The organism is Dokdonella aquatica, from assembly GCF_051987395.1.
GTDB lineage: Bacteria > Pseudomonadota > Gammaproteobacteria > Xanthomonadales > Rhodanobacteraceae > Dokdonella.
This window is the reverse complement of record NZ_CP197094.1, coordinates 4184018-4207275: the sequence shown is the minus strand read 5'-3', so window position 1 is coordinate 4207275 and position 23258 is coordinate 4184018. Positions and strand designations below refer to the sequence as shown.

Below are 23258 nucleotides of genomic sequence, written 5' to 3'. Positions count from 1 at the left end.
GGAGACACGCGCCATGATCACCCGCTTCAAGACGATGCGTCTCGCCCTCGGCGCACTGCTCGCCGCGCTCTTCCTCGCCGGCGCCGTGCAGGCGGCCGACGTCAAGGACGGCCGCGCGATGGTCACGCCGGCCAAGGACGATCGCTACTCGATCGACGGCTTCACGTTCGGCAAGGCCGAACTGTTCGGCTACATCAGCGATCTGAAGGACACCAAGAAGATCACCGGCATCGTGCTCAAGAACGGCAAGAAGGCCAGCGACGAGCAGAAGCGCGTGATCGGCAGCGTCGGCAAGGGCCTGCAGATCGAGGCGTTCGTGCTCGAAGGCAAGGAGCTCGTGCCGATCGCGGCACAATAGTCTTCCATTTCCGCCATGCGCGGCGCGTCGGGGTCCGCGCCACGCATGGTCCAGCGCACCCGGGCCCACCGCATGTCGATTCCCCTCCGCCTCGTCGTCCTCGCCGCGCTCGCCGCTGCATCTCAGCCCGCGCATGCCGACAACTTCTTCGTCGAATGGAAGGAGCGCCTGTTCGGCGCGAAGCCGTCGGCGCCCGACGTCAAGCAGGCCCCGGACGACGGTCCCGTCGTCCTCGGCCTCGAGCGCCCGGAGCGTTTCAAGGTCGGTCCGGAGTCCGAGCAGCGTGATTTCCCGCAGGGCCGCAGCCGCTTCCGCGAGGTCGAGCTGCAGCGCGAGTTCGACAACGTCGCCGTGCGCATCCAGGTCGTCGCCGAGAAGGCACGCAAGGGCCGCGGCAACACCGTGTTCAAGCCGATCCTCTACGTGCTTGACGACGAAGGGCAGGTGCGCGACGCCAAGCCCGTCGAGCCGCTCTATCTCGACATCCGTCCGTTCAAGCCGACCCGCCTGCTCGCCTGCATCTCGCTCGAGAAGGTACGCCGCTTCGCGGTCGCGACGACGCCCGAGGACATCGGCAAGACCTACGATTCGAAGGCGCGCGACAAGATCAAGGCGCCCACGCGTGCGGGCTTCTACTACTCCACCGATCCGGTCACGGTGAAGCTTCCCTACGTCGACACCGGGCAGCTCGTGGTCGAGCTCGTCAAGGAAAACGACAAGGGCAGCGGCTGCTGACGTTCGCGCGGCGCACGTCAGTGCGTCGCACCACCGGCGACGACGAGATCCACGTGCGTGACGATCGCCGTCTCGATCGCCGCGCGTATCGCGATCACCATCGCATCGACCGGCAGGCACGGCTGGCCGGGATGGCAGATCGCCTGTTCGGACGACCACGGCACGTGGATGAAGCCTCCACGCACGCTGCCGCCGTCGCGTGCGAGGCGGTGCGCGAGCGCGTAGGCGACCTGGTTGCAGACATAGCTGCCCGCAGTCAGCGACAGCGACGACGGGATGCCGAGCGTCTGCACCCGAGCGAGCATCGCCTTGACCGGCAGTGTCGTGAAGTACGCGGGAGGGCCACCCGCGACCACCTCGACATCGATCGGCTGGTCACCGAGATTGTCGGCGATGCGCGCGTCGACGAGGTTGACCGCGACGCGTTCGAGCGTGATGCCCTCGCGTCCGCCGGCCTGGCCGAGTGCGACGACGAGGGACGGTGCGTGTGCGTCGATCGCCGCCTCGAGCGCGGCCGGCGCGTCCGCGAACGAGACCGGCAGGATCGCACCGGCGACGCGATGCCCGGCGATCCGCTCGCCGTCGAGACGCCGCACGATCTCGAGCGACGGGTTCGACGCATCGCCGCCGAACGCCTCGAAGCCGGTGAGCAGGACGGTCGGCGTCATCGGAACACCAGCACGGCCATGAGCCCGACATTGACGACGATCAGCGCGAGCGCCGTGGCGACCTGCTTGCGGATCACGCCGTAGGGATCGGGCAGTTCGAGCAGCACGGCCGGAACGATGTTGAAGTTCGCCGCCATCGGCGTCAGGAGCGTGCCGCAGTAGCCGGTCAGCATGCCGATCGCACCGAGGATCGCGGGATCGGCGCCGTGGCGCTGCACGAGCAGCGGCAGGCCGATGCCGGCCATCATGACCGGGAACGCCGCGAACGCGTTGCCCATGATCATCGTGAAGCCGACCATGCCGAACGCGAACGCGAGCAGGCAGGCGATGCGGTTGTCGACCGGGATCACCGCCGACGCGATCGCGGCGATCGCATCGCCGACGCCGGTCGCCGCGAACACGCTGCCGAGCGTGGCGAGCACCATCGGCAGCATGACCGCCCAGCCGAGCGCGTCGAGCAGACGACGGCCTTCGCCGATCGCCGTCAGCGGCGTCGCGCGCGTGGTCCGCAACGCGATCGCGAGCGCGACGAGGCTCGCGAGGCCGAGCGCGGTCAGCGTGACCGCCTTGGCATCGAGCAGCGTCGCGCCACCGACCACCACGTGGCGGCCGCCGAAGTACAGCACCAGCGTCAGTGCCGGGATCGCGAGCGCGGGCAGGAACAGCCGGTTGCCGAGTGTCGCCGCCGAATGCTCGCGTGCCGTCGCGGCCTCGGCGGATTCGGTCGACGGGCGCAGCGGATTGCGTGCGGCGAGCACGCCGAGCGCGAGTACGCCGACGCCCATCGCCTGCGCCGGCCACGCACGGCCCGCCGCGAGCGCGGCGAGGATCGCGTCGCCGGCGAGGAAGGGCAGGGAGAGGATCGCCCAGAACGCCGCCATCGAGGCGCGCCGCGCGCGCAGGTTCATCCACGCCGTGGCGAGCAGGAAGGCGCCGACGACGAGGTAGAGGTGCTCAACCTTCAGCACGCGTCACCTCCGTCGCGGCACGCGCGCGCCGCATGCGGCGCTGCATGAGCCACAGGCGCGTCGCGTGGATCGCGAACGCGAAGATCGCGGTCGGCAGCGCCCACAGCGCGATCGAAAGCGGCTCGAGCTCGATGCCGTTGCGCGCATAGAACCCCTGGATCAGCAGTACCGCGCCGAAGGCGATGAAGACGTCCTCGCCGAAGAACAGGCCGACGTTGTCGGTGGCCGCCGCCATCGCGCGCACGTCGTGCTTCTCGTCGTCGCGCAGGCTGGGCGCTTCGTCCGTGTCGCCGGCGAGGCTGCGCGCGGCAGCGGCTTCGCTCATCGGCGCGACGAGCGGACGCACGGTCTGCACGTGGCCGGCGACCTGGGTCAGGCCGACCATGCCGAGCAGCTGGCGCAGGCCGAGGTAGGTGGTCAGGAAGCGCGCGAGCGTGAGGCCTCGGAAACCGCCGATCCACGTACGTGCACGCTCGCGCAGGCCATGGCGCTCGAGCAGGCCGATCACCGGGAACGTCAGCAGCAGCAACAGCAGCAGGCGGTTCTCGATGAAGGCCCCGCCGAGCAGCGCGAGCAGTTCCGGTATCGGCTTGCCCGAGGCGAGCCCGCTGACGACGCCTGCCGTGACCACGACGAGCACCGGATTGCGTCGAAGCGCGAAGCCCGCGACGACGACGCCGACGCCGAGCAGAGGCCAGTACGAAATCGGTTCGGCCATCGAGCGTCCGCCTCGGGAGATCGCGCATCGTAGCCGGCCGAGAGCCTGCATGCCCACTGCCGGACGTGGGGCTGCGTACCGTGGCAACGCGGGTTTGTCGGTGCCTGCCGCGAGACGATGCGCATCATGGTGGCCGCGGTTACGATCCGGTTCATCGCGTGAACGCTTCCATACGGATCCCGCCCCCGCGAGCCGAAGCCCGATGTCGACCGATGCCCGATCGCCGCGCTTCATCATCGTCATGAACGCGGGGTCGGGGCGCGACGACGCCACGCTCGCCCGCGAGCGCATCGACGCGCGCTTCCGCGAGGCCGGCATCGCGCACCGCTTCGAACTCATCGAGGATGCCTCGAAGCTCGCGGAGGTCGCTGCATCCGCGGCGCGCCAGGCGGCCGAACGCGATGCGACGCTCGTCGCTTCGGGTGGCGACGGCACGATCAGCGCGGTCAGCGCCGCCGCGCTCGAGGCCAGCGTGCGTTTCGGCGTGTTGCCGCAGGGTACGTTCAATTTCTTCGGCCGTGCGCACGGCATTCCTTCCGATCTCGACGCGGCACTCGACCTGCTGCTGACCTCGCCCGAGCGCCCCGCCCAGGTCGGGCGCGTCAACGGCCATGTGTTCCTCGTCAACGCGAGCCTCGGCCTCTATCCCGAGGTCCTCGAGGATCGCGAGGCATGGAAGCAGCGTCTCGGCAGGCGCCGGATCGTCGCGCTGTGGTCGGGTCTCGTGACGATGCTGCGCGAGCACCGGCCGGTCACGATGGTCGTCGACGACGGCGACGGCGCCAAACCCTTGCGCACGCCTACGCTGGTGGTCGGCAACAACGCGTTGCAGCTCGAGCGCATCGGCATCACCGAGGCCGATGCGGTTCGCGATGGCCGGCTCGTCGCCATCAGTCTGCGCCCGATCGGCAAGTGGCGCATGCTCGGGCTCATCTTCGGCGGTGCGATGGGGCGCCTCGGCGAAGCCGATGACGTGCTCACGCACACCTTCCGCAAACTCGTGGCGCGTCCGCGTCACGGCGCGCAGAAACGTCGCGTCAAGCTCGCGCTCGACGGCGAGATCACCTGGACGCACTTTCCACTCGTGTTCGAGGTGCATCCGCGCCCGCTGCGCCTCGTCGCCCCGCCGGGTCGCCACGCGGATCCAGGATGAGCGTGCTGCTGCACATCTCGGATCCGCATTTCGGTACCGAGCAGCCCGAGGTCGTCGAAGCGCTGGTCGATCTCGAACGCCGCCTCGCGCCGTGGCTGGTCGTCCTCACCGGCGACGTCACCCAGCGTGCGCGGCGTGCCCAGTTCGCCGCCGCGACGGCGTTCCTCGCGCGCCTGCGCGCCCCGGTGCTCGCGGTGCCAGGCAACCACGACATGCCGCTGTTCAACCTGCCGGCGCGTCTGTTCCAGCCGTACGCAGGCTACGCGCGGGCGTTCGGGCACGACCTCGCGCCGGCGCGGGCGGGCAAGGATTTCCACGTCATCGGCGTGGACTCCACCGATCCCGCACGCCACAAGGATGGCCACCTCGATACAGCGGAAGTCGAGCGCGTCGCCGCGGCATTGCGCAAGGTATCTGCGTCGTGCGTGCGCGTCGTCGCCCTGCACCATCCCGTGCACGCGATCACGCCGGACGACGAGGCCAACGTCGTGCACGGCCACGAGTATGCCGTCCGCACGTGGGCCGACGCGGGTGCCGACCTGATCCTCGGCGGACACATCCATCTGCCCTATGTGCGTCCGTTGCGCGAGCGCTTCGCCGACCTGCCGCGCGACGTGTGGACCGTGCAGGCCGGCACCGCAGTGTCGCAGCGCACGCGCGGCGGCATCCCGAATTCGGTCAACGTACTGCGCCATGATGCGGCGCTCGGCGGAGGCTGCGACCTCGAACGCTGGGATCACGATGCGTCGACCGGCGCATTCGCCTGCGTGCACGCCGTGCGCATGACGCCCGACCGCGCCGTGGCGGCCTGACGTGCAGCACGCCGCGCGCGCCATCGTCGACGGGTACGCGGGACTCTGGCTGCTCGTCGTGGTCGGCCTCGCGCTCGTCGTGTTCGCGCGTGTGCGCCAGCGGCGCCCTATAGTCGAGGCGCCGCCCGCGTCGCGCATCGCGATCATCGTGGCCGTGGCGTGCGCGGCAGGCTTCGCCGCACTCGCGTTCGCGATCCATGCGGGCGAGCGCATCCCGGGCTGGGACGACGCCGTCCATCGCGGCCTCGGCGAGCGCCTTGGACCGGGCGATCTCGCGTTCGCGCTCGCGGTCACGCGGCTCGGCGACACCGTGTTCGTGATGCCGTTCGCGTTCGCGGTCGCCTGCGTGCTCGCCTGGCGCCGTGCCGGCCTGCTGCTCGGCGCGTGGCTTTTCGTGACGCTCGCGAACGGCTTCGCGATCCGTGCGTTCAAGCATGCGTTCACGCGCGAGCGTCCGATCCACGAGCACGGCTGGCTCGTCGAGACGGGGTGGAGTTTCCCGAGCGGTCATGCCGCGGGCGCGCTCGCGGTGTACGGCCTGCTCGCGTGGATGCTCGCGCGCCACGCATCGCCACGCACGGCGTGGATCGTCGCGGTCACCGGTGGCGTGCTCGTGCTCGCGATCGGTACGAGCCGCGTGGTGCTGCAGGTGCATCATCCGAGCGACATCGTCGGTGGCTTCCTGCTCGCCGGCACATGGCTGGGTCTCGGTGTGGCCGCGCTGGAGAGGCTCGGCGCGGTCGGCACATTGCGCCGGAGCGCGCCGACGGGCTAGGTTGTACCGATCACGAAGGGGAGTTCCGGCGTCATGCGTTCGATCCGTTGCTGCGCGCTCGCCGCGCTGTTCGCCGTGCCCGCGTCCGCGGCGACGCTCGAAGGCTCGCTCGAGTTGCGCTGGGGTGATCCGGCCGAGGCACGTGGTGCGGCACCGCGATTCGACGTCGTGCTGCGTGGCGACGACGGCACGGCCACGCGTCTGGACGCCGATCGCGCGCTCGCCGCAGCGGCGGACCTGCACGCCTTGTTCGGGAGGCGCGTCGTTGTCGATGGCGAAGGGCAGGGAGCACGCGGGCTCGCCGCGACCGCGATCGTCGCGGCCGACGGCGGACGCGACACCCTGCGTCCCGCGATTACCGGCACGACGGTGTGGGTGACGATCATGTGCAGGTTCGCCGACATCGCCGACGAGCAGCAGCCGCTCTCGTTCTTCGCGGGCCAGTACGGCGAGAACCCCGGGCAACTCGGCCATTTCTGGCGCGACGTGTCCTACGACATGATCAACCTCGCGGGCAGCATGGCGAAGGGCTGGTACGTGCTGCCGCATCCGCGCTCGCACTACGTGTCCGACACGAGCGCGGACCTCGATGCGCTGTGGCACGACTGCACCGCGGCCGCCGATGCCGACGTCGACTACGCCGCGAACGGTGGCGTGCAAGGCATCAACCTCATGTTCAACGGCGACCTCGACGGCTACGCCTGGGGCGGCGGTCTGTGCGGCGAACTCGACGGCATCTTCCGGTGCTGGAGCTCGACGTGGAACCCGCCGTGGTCGTTCCAGAACCTCGCGCCGCTCGGCCACGAGATGGGCCACGGTTACGGCCTGCCGCACGCCAACAACTCCGACGGCGACGGCGACCCCTACGACAACCCCTGGGACGTCATGAGTGGCGCGTGGTCGAATGCGACGTTCGATACCACCTACGGCATCCTCGCCAAGCACCTGTCGATCTGGCACCGCGAGCGGCTCGGCTGGATCGCTCCCGCTCGCAAGCTCGCGATCACGGCCGACGGCGTCCATTCCGGCCTGCAGCTCGATCGCGCGAGCCTGCACGGCTCGACGCGCCTGCAGATGATCAGCGTGACCGAATCCGACGCGCCCGGTGCGCCGACGATCACGATCGAGGCGCGCCAGCGTACCGGCGTCTACGAAGGCAACCTCGCCGGCAGCGCGGTGATCCTGCACCGCGTGATCGCCGACCGGCCCGAACCCGCGTGGAGCATCGATGCCGACGTGCCGCCCGCAAACGTCGCCGACAACGAGGGCTCGATGTTCAAGGTCGGCGAGTCATGGCAGTCACCGAACGGGGTCGTGCGCATCGATGTCACGTCGGCGACGGCCGAGGGCTTCATCGTGCGTGTCGTACGCATCGGCGACCGGCTGTTCGCGAGCGGGTTCGACTGAGGGCATCGTACGGCCGTGCCGCATGACGGCGCAGTCGCGGAGGATGATGTCGACGGATCGCGCAGGGTTTCGCGACGCGCTCAGCCCGATGTCGGCGAAGCGAGCGGTGCGATCGTCACGCCGGCCGCGACGAGCCCCTCACGCAGGGACCGCGCGAACGTTGCGGCATCGGCGCGATCGCCGTGCACGCACAAGGTGTCCGCGGCCAGTGTGATCGATGTGCCGTCAACGGTCGCGATCGGCACGCCCGTCGCGATCGCGATCGCCTGCGCGACCGCGTCGTCGACGTCGTCGATCACGGCGCCGGGCGTGCCGCGTGCGGCAAGGCTGCCGTCGGCACGGTAGCGCCTGTCTGCGAACGCTTCATGTGCCACGCGCAGCCCGGCGCGCGTACCGGCCGAGGTGAGCTCGCTCGCGGCGAGTCCTACGAGCACGAGCCTGGCGTCCACGTCGCACACGGCCGTGGCGATCGCTTCGGCCAGCGTGCGGTCGCGTGCAGCCATGTTGTAAAGCGCGCCATGCGGTTTGACGTGGACGAGTCGCGTGCCGGCGGCGCGTGCGAACGCGGCGAGCGCGCCGACCTGGTAGACGACGAGGGCATAGGCCTCCTCGGTACCGATGCGCATCTCGCGGCGGCCGAAGCCCTGCAGGTCCGGCAGCGACGGGTGCGCACCGATCGCGACGCCGTGCGCGACGGCCGCAGCCACGGTCTTGCGCATCGTCGCCGGATCGCCTGCGTGGAAGCCGCAGGCGATGTTGGCCGAGGTCACGTGCGGCAGCACGCCGAGGTCGTCGCCCATGCGCCACGCGCCGAACGATTCGCCGAGGTCGCAGTTGAGGTCGAGGGTCATGGGCGTCGTTCGCGGATCGCGCGCAGCAGCGCGTCGAGTTGCAGGCGTCGCGCAATGTAGCGCGATTGGGCCTGCGCCGCGGTCGTCGCGACGAAGCGCACGCCGTCGCCGGGCCGTCGCTGGGCGAGACGACCCGCGTCGACCGCGGCGACCTGGCCGATCCGCGGGTAGCCGCCGGTCACCGGATGCTCGGCCATGAGCACGATCGGCGTGCCGCCGGGCGGCAGCTGCAGCGTACCGCGCGTGACGGGACCGGACACGAGTTCGATCGGCGTGGCGAGCCTGAGCGGCACGCCCTCGAGGCGGTAGCCGACGCGGTTGGAGTCGTTGCCGATGCGGAACGCCTCGCCGAACAAGGCCTCGCGCGATCGCGCATCGAGTGCGTCGGCGTGTGCGCCGGGCACGAGCGCGATCGGCATGCGCGGGTCGGCATCGAACCATGGCGCGGGGTCGAGTCCCCATTCCGCGCCGGGCGGCGGATCGGCGGCGTCGCCGAGCGCAAGCGTGTCGCCGTCGCGCAGCGCAGCCGGGCCAAGCCCTGCGTTGAGATCCGACGAAGCACTGCCGAGCACACGCGGCACATCGATACCGCCGGTGATCGCGAGCACGGCACGCGCGCCGTGGCGCAGGCGCGAGGCGTCGACGAGACTGCCGGCCTCGACGCGCAGGCGACGCCACGCCGGCTGCGCGACACCGTCGATGCGCAGATCCACGTCGGCACCGCAGACCGCGATCGATGCCGCGCGCGAGAAACGCAGGCGCGGCCCGACCAGCGTGATCTCGAGTGCGGGCGCATCCGCTGCGTTGCCGACGAGCGCATTGGCCAGTTCGAGCGCTTCGGTGTCCATCGCGCCGGCACGGCCGATGCCGGCGCCCGCGTGGCCGACGCGGCCGCCGTCCTGCACGCTCGTGAGCACGCCTGCGCGGACGATCGTGATGCTCATGCGGGCACGAAGCGCACGCGGTCGCCCGCACGCATCAGCGCCGGCGAGGGACGCGAGGTGTCGAACAGCACGAGCGGCGTGCGTCCGACGAGGCGCCAGCCGCCGGGCAGTGGGCTCGGGTAGATGCCGGTCTGCGCGCCGCCGATCGCGACCGACCCGGCCGGCACGCGCGTGCGCGGCGAGGCGAGACGCGGCGCATGAAGCATCGGATCGAGGCCGAGCAGGTAAGGGAAGCCGGGGGCGAAGCCGAGCATCGCGACGCGGTAGGTCACCGCGGCGTGGCGCGCGATCGCGTCGTCGACCGTGAGTCCGGCGTTCGCGGCCAGCTCGGCCAGATCGGGGCCGTCGTCGCCACCGTAGTGCACGGGCACCTCGATGAGGCGTCCGTCGTCCTCGTCGATCGTCGTCACGCGCTCGACGATCCCGCGCACGCGTGCGGCGAGCCGCGACGAGGCCGGGTCGACCTCGTCGTCGTGCGTGCGCCACGCCGTCGTCGTGATCCACGCGAGCGGGTCGTAATGGATCGCGAGCGACGCGTAAGCCGGCACGAGGTCGCGTACGCCCGGCAGCGCCGCGTCGCGCAGCGCGGCGGCCATGGCGTGGACACGGGCATTGAGCGCGAGGTCGACGCGCTCGTCGAAACGCAGCACGAGCACACTCTCGCCGAGTGGCTCGATCGCGGGCACCGTGATCGCCACGCGCGGATCAGGGCGCGCCGAGCGCGGCGCGCAGCGCGGCGACGCGTGCCGCGGCATCGGCCGGCGTGTACGCCTCGCGCGTGCCGTGGCCCCATACCGGCGCGGGCCAGGCGGCGTCGCCGATGCGGCGCTGGATCACGTGCACGTGCAGCTGCGCGACGACGTTGCCGAGCGTGGCGACGTTGAGCTTGTCGCCCGGTGCGACCGCGCGCAGTGCCGCGGCGGCATGGTTGATCTCGTCGAGCAGGCGCCGCTGCACGTCGGCGGGCAGATCGGTCAGGTCGCGCGCATCGGCCACGCGCGGCACGAGGATGAGCCAGGCGAAGCGTGCATCGTCCATGAGCAGCAGCCGGCTCAGCGGCAGCTCGGCGACCGCGTGGGTGTCACCGGCGAGGCGCGCATCGAGCGTGAACACGCCGCTCATGCCGCACCGTCGAGGTGCCGCGCGAAGAACGCGAGCGTGCGCTCCCACGCCAGCATCGCGCTCGCCGGGTCGTGGTCGGCACGCACATCGCAGTGGAAGCCGTGCCCGGCCGGGTAGGTGTACAGCTCGGCGTCGGGCAGCGTGTCGCGATGACGCTGCACCGCTTCGGGCGGAATCGAGGCATCGCGCTCGCCGAAGTGGAACTGCAGCGGTGCACGCGCGGGTTCGTCGAGGAACTGCACGTTGCGCGCGCCGTAGAAGCTCACCGCAGGCAGGCCGAGCCGGGTCGCCGCGAGCAGCGCGACCGTGCCGCCCCAGCAATAGCCGACCACGCCGACGCGGCCCGCCGAGGCGATCGCTTCGGCGGCGCTGCCGACATCCTCGACGGCGCGCTCGAGGCCGAGCTCGGTGATCAGCGCACGGCCGCGCACGATGCCGGCCTCGTCGTAGCCGAGTTCGACGCCTTCCTCGAGGTGGTCGAAGAACGCCGGTGCGATGGCGACGTAACCGGCGCGTGCGAAGCGGTCGACGAGGCTGCGGATGTGCGCGTTGACGCCGAAGATCTCCTGCGCGACGACGATGCCGCCGATCGGCGTGCCGTCCGGATCGGCGCGGTAGGCCCCGATGCACTGCATGCGGGAGGTGGTGAGGCGGAGCGTCTGTCCCATGCGGGCCTCCTCGGGGCGGAAGTATCGCGCGCGGGCGCGGGCGGGTAGACTGGCGGGCTGATTCATCCGCAGATCGGCAGGCACGCATGTCACGTCGCGCACCCAAGGTCGGCTTCGTCAGTCTCGGTTGTCCGAAGGCGCTGGTCGATTCCGAACGCATCCTCACCCAGTTGCGGGTGGAAGGCTACACGATCGTCCCGCAGTACGACGACGCCGACGTGGTGGTCGTCAACACCTGCGGCTTCATCGAGGCCGCGGTCGAGGAGTCGCTCGATGCGATCGGCGAGGCGCTCGCCGAGAACGGCAAGGTCATCGTGACGGGCTGCCTCGGCAAGCGCGCGGACCTGATCCGCGAGACCCATCCCGACGTGCTCGCGATCACGGGCCCGCAGGACTACGCGAGCGTGGTCGGCGCGGTGCACGAGATCCTGCCGCCGAAGCACGAGCCGTTCCTCGATCTCGTGCCGCCGGCCGGCCTCAAGCTCACGCCCAAGCACTACGCCTACCTCAAGATTTCCGAGGGCTGCAACCACCGCTGCACGTTCTGCATCATCCCGTCGATGCGCGGTGATCTCGTGTCGCGTCCGGTCGACGAGGTGCTCGGTGAGGCCGAGCGTCTCGTGCGCGGCGGCGTCAAGGAACTGCTCGTGATCTCGCAGGACACCAGCGCCTACGGTGTCGACGTGAAGTACGCCGAGCGCACCTGGCGCGGCAAGCCCTACCAGACGCGCATGAAGGCGCTCTGCGAAGGCCTGTCCGAGCTCGGCGTGTGGGCGCGCCTGCACTACGTCTACCCGTACCCGCACGTCGACGACGTGATCCCGCTGATGGCCGAGGGCAAGCTGCTGCCGTACCTCGACATCCCGTTCCAGCACGCGAGCCCGCGCATCCTGCGCCTCATGAAGCGCCCGGGCGCGGTCGACAAGGTGCTCGCACGCGTGCGCAACTGGCGTGCGATGTGCCCGGAACTGACGATCCGCAGCACCTTCATCGTCGGCTTTCCGGGCGAGACCGAGGCCGAGTTCGAGGAGCTGCTCGACTTCCTGCGCGAAGCCGAGCTCGATCGCGTCGGCGCGTTCGCGTACTCGCCCGTCGACGGCGCGAAGGCCAACGACCTGCCGGATCCGGTGCCCGAGGAGGTCAAGCAGGAACGCCTCGAGCGCTTCATGGAGGTGCAGGCCGAGATCTCGGCGGTGCGCCTCGGCCGCAAGATCGGCACACGCCAGCGCGTGCTCGTCGACGCCGTCCACGACGGTCTCGCGGTCGCGCGTTCGATGGCCGATGCGCCCGAGATCGACGGTGTCGTCCACATCGAGGACGGCGGCACGCTCAAGCCCGGCCAGTTCGTCGACGTCGACGTGGTCACCGCGGACGACCACGACCTGTTCGCGCGCATCGCGCCGAAGACCGACGCGCGCCTGCCGCCGATCGTCTCGACGCGCTGAGCGCCGCGCGACGGTGCGCTTCGTCGCCCCGCCACCCGACGCGGTCGCCGACGCCGTCTGGACGCGAGCGCCGCTCGACGACTGGGCGGACGCGTTCGGCCCGTGGCTGCCGCGGCCGCACTGGCCGTCGATCGAGGTGCTCGACGCCGCGCGCGCGGCGGCCCAGCGACGCGACGGCATCGCGCGCCCACGCATCGTCGCGCAGGATCGCGCCCTGCTCGACGACGGCCTGCATTACGAGCAGCGCATCGCTTCGGGGATTCTCGCAACGCGCGAGGCCAGCTGGCACGACCTCTTCAATGCGCTGGTCTGGCTGCGTTTCCCGCGCATCAAGCGTGCGCTCAACGCCGGGCAGGTTGCCGGCATCGCCGCGGTCGGCACGCGCGAGCGCACACGCGCGCAGTGCGCGCTGACGCATTTCGACGAAGCCGGCGCGATCGTGCTCTGCGACGAGGACGACCTGCTCGCACTCTGGGACGCGCATGACTGGAAAGGCCTGTTCCACGCGCGTCGTGACGCCTGGGGCCCGCGCATCGCCGTGCACGTGTTCGGCCATGCACTGCTCGAGCATGCGCTGTGCCGCGACATGCCGGCCGTGGCCAAGGCCGTCGTGCTGCGCGTGCCGCATGGCGACGTGCCCGCGTGCTCATCCGCGCAGGCACGCGACGTCCTCGACGCGCGCGTCGCGGCGGCGATCGCAGCCGGAGCCCTGCTCGACGATCCGCAACACCTGCGCCCGCTGCCGCTCGCGGGCGTGCCGGGATGGCATGCCCGCGGTGGCGAGGCCGCGTTCTACGACGAAACCCCGTGCTTCCGGCCGTTGCGCGAAGGGCGCCTCTATCCCGCGCCGCAACACGAATCGGCCTGATCCCGCGGGGAACTTTCCGCAGCCTTTGCTGTACATTGCGCAGCGCTCGCGCACCCCCTCGGCGTCCCGCGCCTGGTTCCCGACCCATCGGAGCCACGGCACGGCCGTGCCGACGGTGCGCCTCGCGTCGCGTCCCCGGCGCGATCTTTCCACATGCCACATCAGGATCAGGGTGAGCCGATGATCGAAACCCACGCACTCGGAAAACGCTACGGCGAGTTCACCGCCGTCGACGGCATCACGTTCAAGGTCGAGCCCGGGCAGGTGCTCGGCTTCCTCGGACCGAACGGTGCCGGCAAGTCGACCACGATGAAGATGATCGCGGGCTTCCTCGCGCCGACGTCCGGCACGGCGAAGGTCTGCGGCTTCGACATCGCCTCGCAGGCGCTCGAGGCCAAGCGCGTGCTCGGTTACCTGCCCGAGGGAGCGCCGAGCTACGGCGAGATGAGCGTGCGGCAGTTCCTCGATTTCATCGCCGACATGCGTGGCGTGGACAAGGGCGTGCGCGACCGCCGCCTCGACGACGCGATCGGCCGCCTGCAGCTCGAGGCCGTGCTCGAGCAGCCGATCGATACCTTGTCGAAAGGCTTCAAGCGCCGCGTCGGCCTCGCCCAGGCGATCGTGCACGATCCGAAGGTGCTGATCCTCGACGAGCCGACCGACGGCCTCGATCCGAACCAGAAGCACGAGGTGCGCACGCTCATCAACGCGATGTCGCGCGACAAGACCATCATCGTGTCCACGCACGTGCTCGAGGAAGTCCACGCCGTGTGCAACCGCGCGATCATCATCGCGCGCGGCCGCATCCTCGCCGACGCGACGCCGGCCGAACTCGAGGCACGCTCGCGTTACCACCAGGCCGTGTCGCTGACCGCCGGCAACCTCATGGCCGCGCGCGAGGCGCTGTCGCGCGTGCCCGACGTCGCCGCGATCGAGGTCGACGCACAGGATGGCCGCCTCACCGCGTTCCCGAAGCCCGGCCGCCAGATCTTCACGGCGGTGAGCGACGCGCTGCGCGAGCAGAACATCGTCGTGCGCGAGCTCGCGCTCGAGGGCGGTCGCCTCGACGAGGTGTTCCGCACGATCACCCAGGGCGCGACGACGAAGGAGGCCACCGCATGAGCGCGATCACCGGCGTGTTCAAGCGCGAGCTGCGCAGCTACTTCGCGACGCCCGTCGCGTACGTGTTCATCGTGATCTTCCTCGTGCTGTCGAGTGCGTTCACGTTCTACCTCGGCAACTTCTACGAGCGCGGCCAGGCCGACCTGATGCCGTTCTTCAACTTCCACCCGTGGCTGTACCTGTTCCTCGTACCCGCGGTGTCGATGCGGCTGTGGTCGGAGGAGCGCAAGAGCGGCACGATCGAGCTGCTGCTGACGCTGCCGATCACGATGTGGCAGGCGGTGGTCGGCAAGTTCCTCGCCGCGTGGGCGTTCATCGGCATCGCGCTCGCGCTGACGTTCCCGCTGTGGATCACGGTGACCTACCTCGGCAACCCGGACCACGGCGTCATCGTCGCGAGCTACATCGGTTCGATGCTCATGGCCGGTGCGTTCCTGTCGATCGGCTCGTGCATCTCGGCGTCGACGCGCAACCAGGTCGTCGCGTTCATCCTTACGGTCGTCGTGTGCTTCGCGCTCGTGATGGCGGGCTTCCCGCTCGTGCTCGACGCGTTCCGCGCGTGGGCGCCGCAAGGCCTCGTCGACGCGATCGCGGGCCTGAGCTTCCTGACCCACTTCGCGTCGATCAGCAAGGGCGTGATCGACCTGCGCGACCTGCTGTACTTCCTGCTCATGATCGGCTTCTGGTTGTACGCGAGCGCGATCGTCATCGATCTCAAGAAGGCCGACTGAGGGAACGCCGACATGACCTTCAACCGCAAGACCCTCTCCGGCGGCGCGCTCGTCGTGCTGATCATCCTGTTCGTCGCGCTGATGCTCGTCGTCAACGTGCTGTTCCGCGGCGCGCGCCTGGACCTCACCCAGAACAACCTCTACACGCTGTCGTCGGGCACCAAGGAGATCCTCGCCTCGATCGACGAGCCCGTGAACCTGTACCTGTTCTACTCCGACAAGGGCACGCAGGGGTTCCCGCAGCTGCGCACCTACGCGCAGCGCGTGCGCGAGCTGCTCGAGGAGATGGCCGCACGCGCCAAGGGCAAGATCAACCTCGAGGTGATCGATCCGCTGCCGTTCTCGGAGGACGAGGACCGTGCCTCGGGTTATGGCCTGCAGGCGCTGCCGGTCGGTACGTCGGGCGAGACCGTGTTCTTCGGCCTCGCCGGCACGAACTCGACCAACGGGCGCGCGGTGATCCCGTTCCTGCAGCCGGACAAGGAGTCGTTCCTCGAGTACGACGTCGCCAAGCTCGTCAACGAGCTCGCGACCGTCAAGAAGCCCGTCATCGGGCTCGTCTCGAGCCTGCCGATCGGTGCCGGCTTCGATCCGCAGACGCGCCAGATGCGTGAGCCCTGGGCCGTGCAGCAGCAGCTCTCGCAGTCGTTCGAGGTGCGCGAGCTCAACGCGGGCGGCCTGACCACGATCGATCCCGAGATCGGCGTGCTCGTGCTCGTGCATCCCAAGCAGCTGTCGGACGCGGCGCAGTACGCGATCGACCAGTTCGTGTTGCGCGGCGGCCACCTGCTCGCGTTCGTCGATCCCGACGCCGAGCTCGACACGGCCGGTGCGGATCCCGAGAACCCGCAGGCGGCGATGTTCGCCGATCGCACGTCGGACCTGCCGAAGCTGTTCAAGGCTTGGGGCATCGAGTACGACCCCAAGAGCATCGTGCTCGACCGCGCGCGTGCCGTCGCGGTCAGCGTGGGGCAGGGCCGAGCGCCGGTGCGCCACGCCGGCATCCTCGGCCTGACCGCGGCCGACCTCAACCACGACGACGTCGTCACCGCGAATCTCGAGTCGATCAACCTGTCGAGCGCCGGCCATTTCACGCTGGCCAAGGATTCGGGCTACACGCTCGTGCCGCTCATGCAGAGCTCGGGCGACGCGATGGTCGCGCCGGCCGAGCGCCTGCGCATGCTGCCCGACCCGGGCGAGCTGCTGTCGGGCTTCGCGCCGAGCGGCGAGCGCTACGTGCTCGCGGGCCGCGTCGAGGGCACGTTCAAGACCGCGTTCCCCGAGCGCAGCAGCGAGGGTCATCTCGCCGAAGGCAAGGCGCCGGGCCAGGTCGTGATCGTGGCCGACACCGACCTGCTCGCCGACCGCCTGTGGGTGCAGGTGCAGAACTTCCTCGGCCAGCGCCTCATGAACGCGTTCGCCAACAATGGCGACTTCGCGCTCAACGCGGTCGACAACCTCACCGGCTCGTCGGCGCTGATCTCGATCCGCGGCCGTGCGACCTCGCAGCGTCCGTTCACGACGGTCGAGGAGATCCGCCGCGGTGCGGACGACCGTTTCCGCGCCAAGGAGCAGGAGCTGCAGGGCGAACTGCAGGAAACCGAGCGCAAGCTGGTCGAGCTGCAGAGCGCGAAGTCGCAGGACCAGGCGATGATCCTGTCGCCCGAGCAGAAGGCCGAGCTCGACAACTTCACCGCGCGCAAGGCAGAGATCCGCAAGGAGCTGCGCGATGTGCGCCGCTCGCTCGACGCCGACATCGAAGCCCTCGGCACGAAGCTCAAGTTCCTCAACATCGTGCTGATGCCGCTGCTCGTGACACTGATCGCGGCCGGTTTCGCGGTGTGGCAGGTGCGTCGCCGCAAGGCGGCCTGAGCGCGCAACGGAGAATCGACACGATGAACCAGAAGACCCTCCTCGGCCTCGGCGCGATCACCCTCGTCGCCGCGATCGCCGCGTTCTCGATCCACCATGCGCGTCGCCCCGCGAGCGACGTCGGTGCCCAGGCCGGCCTGCTCGTGCCGGGCCTGCGCGAGCACGTCAACGACGTGAAGAAGCTCACCCTGACCGGTGCCAACAACCAGCCCGTCGCGACGCTCGAACGCGCCGACGGCACCTGGAAGGTCGTGCAGAAGGGCGGCTATCCGGCCGATTTCGGCAAGCTGCGCGACTACCTGCTGCGCGTCGCCGACGCGACGCTGGTCGAGCGCAAGACGGCGAACAAGGAACGCTACGCGACGCTCGGCGTCGAGGACGTCACCGCGCCCGACGCGAAGGGCACGCTCGTCGAGATCGACGGCCTCGCCGAACCCGCACGCATCGTCGTGGGCCTGTTCGACGGGCAGGGCGGCAGCGGCACGTTCGTGCGCCGCGCGGCCGAGGAGCAGAGCTGGCTCGCCAAGGGCACGCTGTCACCCGACAAGACCGCCGCCGACTGGGTGCGCAAGGACCTCGCCAACATCGCCTCGGATCGCATCGCCTCGGTGACGATCACGCGTGCCGACGGCAAGCGCCTGCACGTGTCGAAGGATTCGGCCGGTGACGGCCCGTTCAAGGTCGCCGACGTGCCGAAGGGCCGCGCGGTGAGTTCCGAGTACGTCGCCAACGGCCTCGCCTCGGTGCTCGCCGAACTGCGCCTCGAGGACGTCATGCCGGCCGCGGAATCGCCGCGCCCCGACAAGGCACTGACGGCGCGTTACGCCACGTTCGACGGCCTCGTCGTCGAGGCCGCGATGTGGCCGGTCGGCGAGAAGCAGCATGTCGCGTTGAAGGCCTCGCTCGACGAGGCCGCCGCGGCTGCGCATGTCGAACGCGAGCAGGCGAAGGCGGTGGCCGAGCACGCCGCGATCAAGCCTGCGGAAGCGGTCGAAGGCGCACCGCCGCCGGCTGCACCGGAGCCGCCGCTCGCGGTCTCCGATCCGGCCGCGGATCGCACGCAGCGCCTCGAGACCGCGAAGAAGGAAGCGGCCGAACTCGCCGCGACGTTCGACGGCTGGGTCTTCGTGCTGCCGGCGCACAAGGTGTCCAACATCGACAAGTCGCTCGAGGACATGCTCGCACCGCTCGAGGCGAAGCCGGCCAAGGGCTCGTGAGAACCCTCCGCATCTTCGCGCCGGCATCGTCCGCATGACGATGCCGGTGTCGCGCGTCGCCGGCGTGGCCGGCAGCGTCGCCGGCGCGCTCGCGGTCGCCGCGGGCGCGTTCGGTTCGCACGCGTTGCGCGCGCGTCTCGATGCCGATGCACTGCGCCTCTGGCAGATCGCGGTCGACTACCAGTTCTGGCATGCCCTCGCGTTGCTCGCGGTCGCACTGCTGCCGTTCGCCTCGCGTGGCTCGCGCGTCGCGGCGATCGCGTTCGGCGTCGGCATCGTGCTGTTCTCGGGCAGTCTCTACGCGCTCGCGCTCGGTGCGCCTCGCATGGCCGGGATCGTCACGCCGTTCGGCGGTGTCGCGTTCCTCGTCGGCTGGATCGCGTTGATCGTCGCGTTCGCACGCCGTCGTTGAGCGCGGTCACGCGGCGCGTTCTTGCGCCGCAGTAGATGCAGCGCACAACAGGATTTCCTGAACCCGTTGGCATACTCCGTCGAACAAGCGTTTGACGCGAACCACGACGAAGAAGGGGATTCCATGCTCACCACCACCGAACGGCGCGCCCGGACGCGGCGCAGCCTGCTCGCGCTCGGCCTCGCCTGCGCGATGGCCACGCCTGCGCTCGCGCAGAGCCTCAACGCACCGGGCCTGTCGGCTCCGGGCCGCATCTCGTGGGACGCCGAGGGCGTGCCGACGATCGAAGCCGCCAACGACAATGACGCGGCGTTCCTGCAGGGCTACGCGCATGCGCGCGACCGCTTCTTCCAGATGGACCTCACGCGTCGCTCGGTGAGCGGCACGCTGGCCGAACTCGTCGGCACCTCGCAGCTAGCCAACGACGTGCAGGCGCGCACGCTGGGCCTGCGCCGCGGCGCCGTGAAGACCTGGGCGGCGATGTCCGACGATTCGCGCGGCTGGTTGCGCGCGTACGCCGACGGCGTCAATTTCTGGCTGTCGAGCAACCCGCTGCCGCCCGAGTACGCCGCGCTGCAGCTCAGCAAGGCCGAGCCGTGGACGCCGGTCGATTCGCTGTGCGTCGGCAAGGGCCTTGCGTTCCAGCTCTCGTTCGATCTCGACATCGATCCGACCATCAAGGTCGGTGCATACCAGCAGGCCGGTGCCGCCGCGGGCTTCGACGGCAGCGTGCTGTACTTCGGCGACACGCACCGCATCGCGCCGGCCGACGACCGCGTCTCGGTGCCGGGCTTCCAGCCGGGCGGCGGCACGAGTGCCGCGGCGACGGCGGGCTACGCGAAGTCGACCTCGCCGCACGACGTGCCGCCTGCGGTCGACACGATCGACGCACAGACCATCGACATGGCGCGCCAGCTGCGCGAGTCGCTCGAAGGCCATCCGCTGCTCGGCCGCGCGCTCGAGGGCCGCGACACGCCGATCGGCAGCAACGAGTGGGCCGTCGCGGGACGCCATACGGTGTCGGGCAAGGCGATCATGGCCAACGACCCGCACCTCGGCCTCGACGTGCCTCCGGTGTTCATGGAGATGCACCTGCTGTCGCGCGAGCAGCGCGGTGGCAGCATCCTCGACGCGACCGGCGTCAGCGTGCCGGGTGCGCCGGGCATCATCCAGGGCTGCAACCAGCGCCAGTGCTGGGGCACGACGACGAACTCGCTCGACGTCACCGACGTGTTCCAGGAAAAGCTCGTGCTCAACAGCTACGGCCTGCCGTACGCGACCGTGCACAGCGGCCAGGAAGAACCCGTGCAGTGGATCTTCCAGAACTACTACGTCAACCGCATGAACGGCACGCCCGACACGGTGACGCGCGAGAACTCGATCGGCTACACCAACGGCGGCGTCAGCGTGATCGTGCCGCGCCGCAACGGCGGTGCGCTCGCGAGCATCACGGGCACCACGGGCCTGTCGATCGCGTATACAGGCTGGGGCGCGACGTTCGAGATCGAATCGTTCCGCCGCATCAACCGTGCCGGCAACCTCGCGCAGTTCCAGGAGGCGCTGACCTACTTCGACTTCGGCTCGCAGAACTTCGCCTACGCCGATGTCGACGGCAACATCGCCTACTTCGTGACCGGCGAAGCGCCCGTGCGCCGCGACCTGCAGACGCAGAACGCGCCGGCCGGCGGGCGTCCGCCGTGGCTCATCCGCGACGGCTCGATCGGCCTGCACGACTGGATGCCGGTGCAGAACCGCCAGCCCAACCAGGCGACGCCGTTCGAGATCCTGCCCGCGAACGAGATGCCGCACGTCATCAATCCGGAGCGCGGCTACTTCGCCAACGCGAACAACGATCCGATCGGCTTCTCGCTCGACAACAACGCACTGAACCAGCTGCGTCCCGGCGGCGGCATCTACTACCTCGACGTCGGCGGCGCCTCGGCGTACCGCATGGGCCGCATCGACCGCGAGCTGCAGCGCCTGATCGCATCGGGCAACAAGATCAGCATGGCCGACATGCAGCGCCTGCAGGCCAACACGCAGCTGCTCGATGCCGAGCTCACGCTGCCGTACCTGCTCGCCGCGTACGACAACGCGCGTGCGTCCGGCGCGTGGGGCACGCTCGCCGCACTCGGCGCCGATGCACGCGTGACCGAGGCGATCGGTCGCCTGCGCACGTGGAACTACTCCGCGCCGACCGGCATCGCGCAGGGCTACGACGCCGGCGACAATCCGCTCGCGCTCGGCAACCCCAGCCAGGCCGAGATCGACGCGAGCATCTCGGCGTCAATCTTCGCGGCGTGGCGCAGTGCGGCGATCCGCTCGACGATCGACACCACGCTGACGCGTGTCGGCCTCGCCAACTACCGTCCCGGCAGCCGCGACGCGCAGGCGAGCTTCAAGTTCCTGCTCGACAACTACGCTGCACTCGGCGGCAAGGGCGTCTCGGGCCTGAACTTCTTCACGGTCGACGGCGCACCGAATGCGGCGGCCGCGCGCGACACCCTGCTGCTCAAGGCACTGTCGGATGGCCTCACGATGCTCGCGAGCGAGGCCTTCAGGCCGGCATTCGGGGGTTCGACGAACCAGGCCGACTACCGCTGGGGCCGCCTGCACCGCATCGTGTTCGATCATCCGCTCGGCGGGCCGTTCAACCTGCCGGGCGCGAACCCGTACGGCTTCACGAACCTTGGTGACGGCCTGCCGGGCATCGCGCGCCCGGGCGGTTTCGAAGCAGTCGATGCCTCGAGCCACGACGTGCGCGGCACCGGCGTCAACAGCTTCATGTTCGGCTCCGGCCCGGCACGCCGCTTCATCGGCGAGATGACGCCCGTGATCAGCGCCCAGCAGATCCTGCCGGGCGGCCAGAGCGGTGTGCTCGGCAGCCCGCACTACGCGAGCCAGCTCGGCCGCTGGCTCACCAACCAGTACAAGCCGCTGCCCGTGCCCGCGGCTGCGGCATTGGCGCAAGGCGTCACGGTGGTGAACTTCCAGCCGCGTTGAAGGTAACCGGAGGACCCGCGGCGAACGAGCCGCGGGTCCTCGTTTCGGGGCTGGTGTCCGAGCCGAGGGACGCGCAGGGCGGGATCACGGTCGTGTACGCGGCATGGCATGTGCCGGCCGAAACTCGATGGCCTGCTTGCCAACTTGGGTTTCGAATTCTTCCGGGTATCGATTGCCGCTCGTAACCATGCCCGTCGCTGCTGCGACGTGCGGTCCAGCGAACCTTTGGCGATTCAGGTGTGACTTGGTGGTGCTCGATCGTGGGTGGCTTGATTCGACGTCGCAGCCCGCCTTTCTCTCGCTTTCAACAGATGCGAGAGATAGAGGGCGATTCCGCTCCCCGTCAGCCCGCCGAGAAAAAGGGCCAATCCGGCACCTTCCCAGTAGAAGACCATCTCGGCAGGCCGAGAGAGGTTCGGATGCATTCCCGACTTGATGGCTGCGAGTCCGCCAAGCACCACTACCGTGGCCACGAGCACCAACCCCCGCAGTTGAGGTCGGAATCGTGCCGGGCCGATCACGGTAACCACCAGAACGGTTGCCAATCCCGCAATGAAATCGGGCCACACGCTGCAGCCTTTCATCAGTGTGGCGAAGCCGCGAACCTGACACCCAAGGAAAGGCTCACTGTAGATGGGCACTGCTCCCATCACGGCGACGCCGGCAATGATGCCGATGAGTGCACGCAGCAGGTCAAAGGCGATTTTCATGGACTGCTCTGATCAGAACTATTGGCCTGGGAAATAGCGATTCCGGCATCGTGAGTGCGCTGATCGTCCACACGTGGCTGCGTACGAACTCAGCGATCCCGCCAGCACCAATGCCAAGGCTCGTAAGCAATCCCGTGCGCATTCCCGCGCGGATACGACAGCGCGTAGCCGAAGCGGGCGGCATGTCGCACGAGCCACGCGAACGCGGGCGAGTGCTCGAATACTTCCTCCAGGGCGTCGAAGCCCGGCGTCGTGATGTCGAGGGCGCGTCCGGAGTGATGCTCGCTGTAGCCCGGTGCGGCGCTGACGCGCAGGATGGCGTCCATGGCCTGGCCGCGTTCGAGTTTCCTGCGCACGATGCCGAGTTGGTACTCGGCGGAGCGGAACGCCGAGACGATCTCGAGCACGATGCCGTCCGCGGCGGCAGCGGCGTGCATGCGTCGCCACGCGCCGGCCGCGCGCGGCGCGAGCCACTGCTCGCGGTCGTGGATGTCGCGGCCGATCGAGGCGAGGTCGCGCGGTTCGCGCACGATCGGCAGGCCGCGCTCGCGGCCGTAGTCGCGGGGCACGCCGAGCGCAAACGCCTCGGCGACGATCGCGCGCCTTCGGTCGGTGTCGCAGCGGGCTGGAGGCGTAGGGGCGGTGTCGGCCATCGGCGCAGCTTAGCCGATCGCGCGCGCCACCCATGCGGCGTGACGC

24 protein-coding genes are annotated in these 23258 nt (G+C 69.8%); 14 read left to right on the top strand and 10 right to left on the bottom strand.

Translation table 11 applies throughout. From position 1 onward, the window contains the following. Positions 1 to 13: 13 nt before the first annotated feature. Positions 14 to 358: a hypothetical protein gene (locus ACQQ2N_RS18700; RefSeq protein WP_440223085.1), complete on the top strand. Its 345-nt coding sequence runs from the start codon at positions 14 to 16 to the stop codon at positions 356 to 358. Positions 359 to 430: 72 nt separating this feature from the next. Beyond that, on the top strand, positions 431 to 1093 hold the full coding sequence (locus tag ACQQ2N_RS18695) for a hypothetical protein (protein ID WP_440223084.1): 663 nt from the start codon (positions 431 to 433) through the stop codon (positions 1091 to 1093). A gap of 17 nt (positions 1094 to 1110) precedes the next feature. On the opposite strand, the gene pcp is transcribed toward ACQQ2N_RS18695, so the two are convergent. The 3 genes from pcp to ACQQ2N_RS18680 are packed head-to-tail and all read right to left on the bottom strand — an operon-like array spanning position 1111 to position 3447. After that, entirely contained in the window at positions 1111 to 1761 is a 651-nt protein-coding gene (gene pcp / locus ACQQ2N_RS18690; protein ID WP_440223083.1) for a pyroglutamyl-peptidase I, read from the bottom strand. Beyond that, entirely contained in the window at positions 1758 to 2729 is a 972-nt protein-coding gene (locus tag ACQQ2N_RS18685; protein ID WP_440223082.1) for a DUF979 domain-containing protein, read from the bottom strand. Before ACQQ2N_RS18685 ends, pcp begins: the two co-directional genes overlap by 4 nt. Next, positions 2716 to 3447 carry a DUF969 domain-containing protein gene (locus ACQQ2N_RS18680; protein WP_440223081.1) on the bottom strand — a complete coding sequence of 244 codons (732 nt, stop codon included), beginning with the start codon at positions 3445 to 3447 and terminating at the stop codon, positions 2716 to 2718. Before ACQQ2N_RS18680 ends, ACQQ2N_RS18685 begins: the two co-directional genes overlap by 14 nt. Positions 3448 to 3649: 202 nt before the next feature. Between ACQQ2N_RS18680 and ACQQ2N_RS18675 the strand changes: the two genes are divergently transcribed. Genes ACQQ2N_RS18675 through ACQQ2N_RS18660 form a run of 4 tightly spaced genes read left to right on the top strand, consistent with a single transcriptional unit; the run spans position 3650 to position 7594 of the window. Beyond that, positions 3650 to 4600, top strand: coding sequence for a diacylglycerol/lipid kinase family protein (locus ACQQ2N_RS18675; RefSeq protein WP_440223080.1), 951 nt, complete (start codon positions 3650 to 3652; stop codon positions 4598 to 4600). Further along, positions 4597 to 5412 (top strand): metallophosphoesterase family protein, encoded by an 816-nt coding sequence (locus tag ACQQ2N_RS18670; RefSeq protein WP_440223079.1) that lies wholly within the window; start codon positions 4597 to 4599, stop codon positions 5410 to 5412. The genes ACQQ2N_RS18675 and ACQQ2N_RS18670 overlap by 4 nt, the downstream gene beginning before the upstream one ends. A gap of 1 nt (position 5413) precedes the next feature. After that, complete coding sequence (locus ACQQ2N_RS18665; RefSeq protein WP_440223078.1) at positions 5414 to 6187, top strand: phosphatase PAP2 family protein; 774 nt, start codon at positions 5414 to 5416, stop codon at positions 6185 to 6187. Between the two features lie 33 nt (positions 6188 to 6220). Then, entirely contained in the window at positions 6221 to 7594 is a 1374-nt protein-coding gene (locus tag ACQQ2N_RS18660; RefSeq protein ID WP_440223077.1) for a hypothetical protein, read from the top strand. Between the two features lie 80 nt (positions 7595 to 7674). Here the strand turns inward: ACQQ2N_RS18660 and ACQQ2N_RS18655 are convergent, their stop codons facing one another. From ACQQ2N_RS18655 to ACQQ2N_RS18635, 5 genes are read right to left on the bottom strand one after another with little or no spacing between them, the layout of a single operon-like run. Continuing rightward, entirely contained in the window at positions 7675 to 8445 is a 771-nt protein-coding gene (locus tag ACQQ2N_RS18655) for a LamB/YcsF family protein (RefSeq protein WP_440223076.1), read from the bottom strand. Further along, on the bottom strand, positions 8442 to 9389 hold the full coding sequence (locus tag ACQQ2N_RS18650; RefSeq protein WP_440223075.1) for a biotin-dependent carboxyltransferase family protein: 948 nt from the start codon (positions 9387 to 9389) through the stop codon (positions 8442 to 8444). The genes ACQQ2N_RS18655 and ACQQ2N_RS18650 overlap by 4 nt, the downstream gene beginning before the upstream one ends. Further along, a complete protein-coding gene (gene pxpB, locus ACQQ2N_RS18645; protein WP_440223074.1) occupies positions 9386 to 10087 on the bottom strand; it encodes a 5-oxoprolinase subunit PxpB in 702 nt (233 codons plus the stop codon). Before pxpB ends, ACQQ2N_RS18650 begins: the two co-directional genes overlap by 4 nt. A 7-nt stretch (positions 10088 to 10094) precedes the next feature. Then, positions 10095 to 10511, bottom strand: coding sequence for an HIT domain-containing protein (locus ACQQ2N_RS18640; RefSeq protein WP_440223073.1), 417 nt, complete (start codon positions 10509 to 10511; stop codon positions 10095 to 10097). Further along, the gene (locus ACQQ2N_RS18635) at positions 10508 to 11179 is read right to left on the bottom strand and encodes a dienelactone hydrolase family protein (RefSeq protein WP_440223072.1); all 672 of its coding nucleotides are present in this window, start codon (positions 11177 to 11179) and stop codon (positions 10508 to 10510) included. The genes ACQQ2N_RS18640 and ACQQ2N_RS18635 overlap by 4 nt, the downstream gene beginning before the upstream one ends. Positions 11180 to 11265: 86 nt before the next feature. Here ACQQ2N_RS18635 and rimO point away from each other — a divergent pair, with 86 nt between their 5' ends. From rimO to ACQQ2N_RS18595, 8 genes are all read left to right on the top strand, one after another. After that, positions 11266 to 12624: a 30S ribosomal protein S12 methylthiotransferase RimO gene (gene rimO / locus ACQQ2N_RS18630; protein ID WP_440223071.1), complete on the top strand. Its 1359-nt coding sequence runs from the start codon at positions 11266 to 11268 to the stop codon at positions 12622 to 12624. A 13-nt stretch (positions 12625 to 12637) separates the two neighbouring features. After that, positions 12638 to 13492: a DUF3025 domain-containing protein gene (locus ACQQ2N_RS18625; RefSeq protein ID WP_440223070.1), complete on the top strand. Its 855-nt coding sequence runs from the start codon at positions 12638 to 12640 to the stop codon at positions 13490 to 13492. A 180-nt stretch (positions 13493 to 13672) separates the two neighbouring features. After that, the gene (locus ACQQ2N_RS18620) at positions 13673 to 14614 is read left to right on the top strand and encodes an ABC transporter ATP-binding protein (RefSeq protein ID WP_440223069.1); all 942 of its coding nucleotides are present in this window, start codon (positions 13673 to 13675) and stop codon (positions 14612 to 14614) included. Beyond that, complete coding sequence (locus ACQQ2N_RS18615) at positions 14611 to 15345, top strand: ABC transporter permease subunit (protein WP_440223068.1); 735 nt, start codon at positions 14611 to 14613, stop codon at positions 15343 to 15345. The genes ACQQ2N_RS18620 and ACQQ2N_RS18615 overlap by 4 nt, the downstream gene beginning before the upstream one ends. 12 nt (positions 15346 to 15357) lie before the next feature. Beyond that, entirely contained in the window at positions 15358 to 17217 is a 1860-nt protein-coding gene (locus ACQQ2N_RS18610) for a GldG family protein (protein WP_440223067.1), read from the top strand. 23 nt (positions 17218 to 17240) lie between these two features. Next, positions 17241 to 18434: a DUF4340 domain-containing protein gene (locus ACQQ2N_RS18605; protein WP_440223066.1), complete on the top strand. Its 1194-nt coding sequence runs from the start codon at positions 17241 to 17243 to the stop codon at positions 18432 to 18434. 34 nt (positions 18435 to 18468) lie between these two features. Then, positions 18469 to 18846 (top strand): DUF423 domain-containing protein, encoded by a 378-nt coding sequence (locus tag ACQQ2N_RS18600; protein ID WP_440223065.1) that lies wholly within the window; start codon positions 18469 to 18471, stop codon positions 18844 to 18846. Positions 18847 to 18969: 123 nt separating this feature from the next. Then, positions 18970 to 21849: a penicillin acylase family protein gene (locus ACQQ2N_RS18595; RefSeq protein ID WP_440223064.1), complete on the top strand. Its 2880-nt coding sequence runs from the start codon at positions 18970 to 18972 to the stop codon at positions 21847 to 21849. Positions 21850 to 22082: 233 nt separating this feature from the next. Here the strand turns inward: ACQQ2N_RS18595 and ACQQ2N_RS18590 are convergent, their stop codons facing one another. After that, positions 22083 to 22559 carry a hypothetical protein gene (locus tag ACQQ2N_RS18590; RefSeq protein ID WP_440223063.1) on the bottom strand — a complete coding sequence of 159 codons (477 nt, stop codon included), beginning with the start codon at positions 22557 to 22559 and terminating at the stop codon, positions 22083 to 22085. An 89-nt stretch (positions 22560 to 22648) separates the two neighbouring features. Continuing rightward, positions 22649 to 23212 carry a M15 family metallopeptidase gene (locus tag ACQQ2N_RS18585; RefSeq protein ID WP_440223062.1) on the bottom strand — a complete coding sequence of 188 codons (564 nt, stop codon included), beginning with the start codon at positions 23210 to 23212 and terminating at the stop codon, positions 22649 to 22651. Positions 23213 to 23258: the final 46 nt, after the last annotated feature.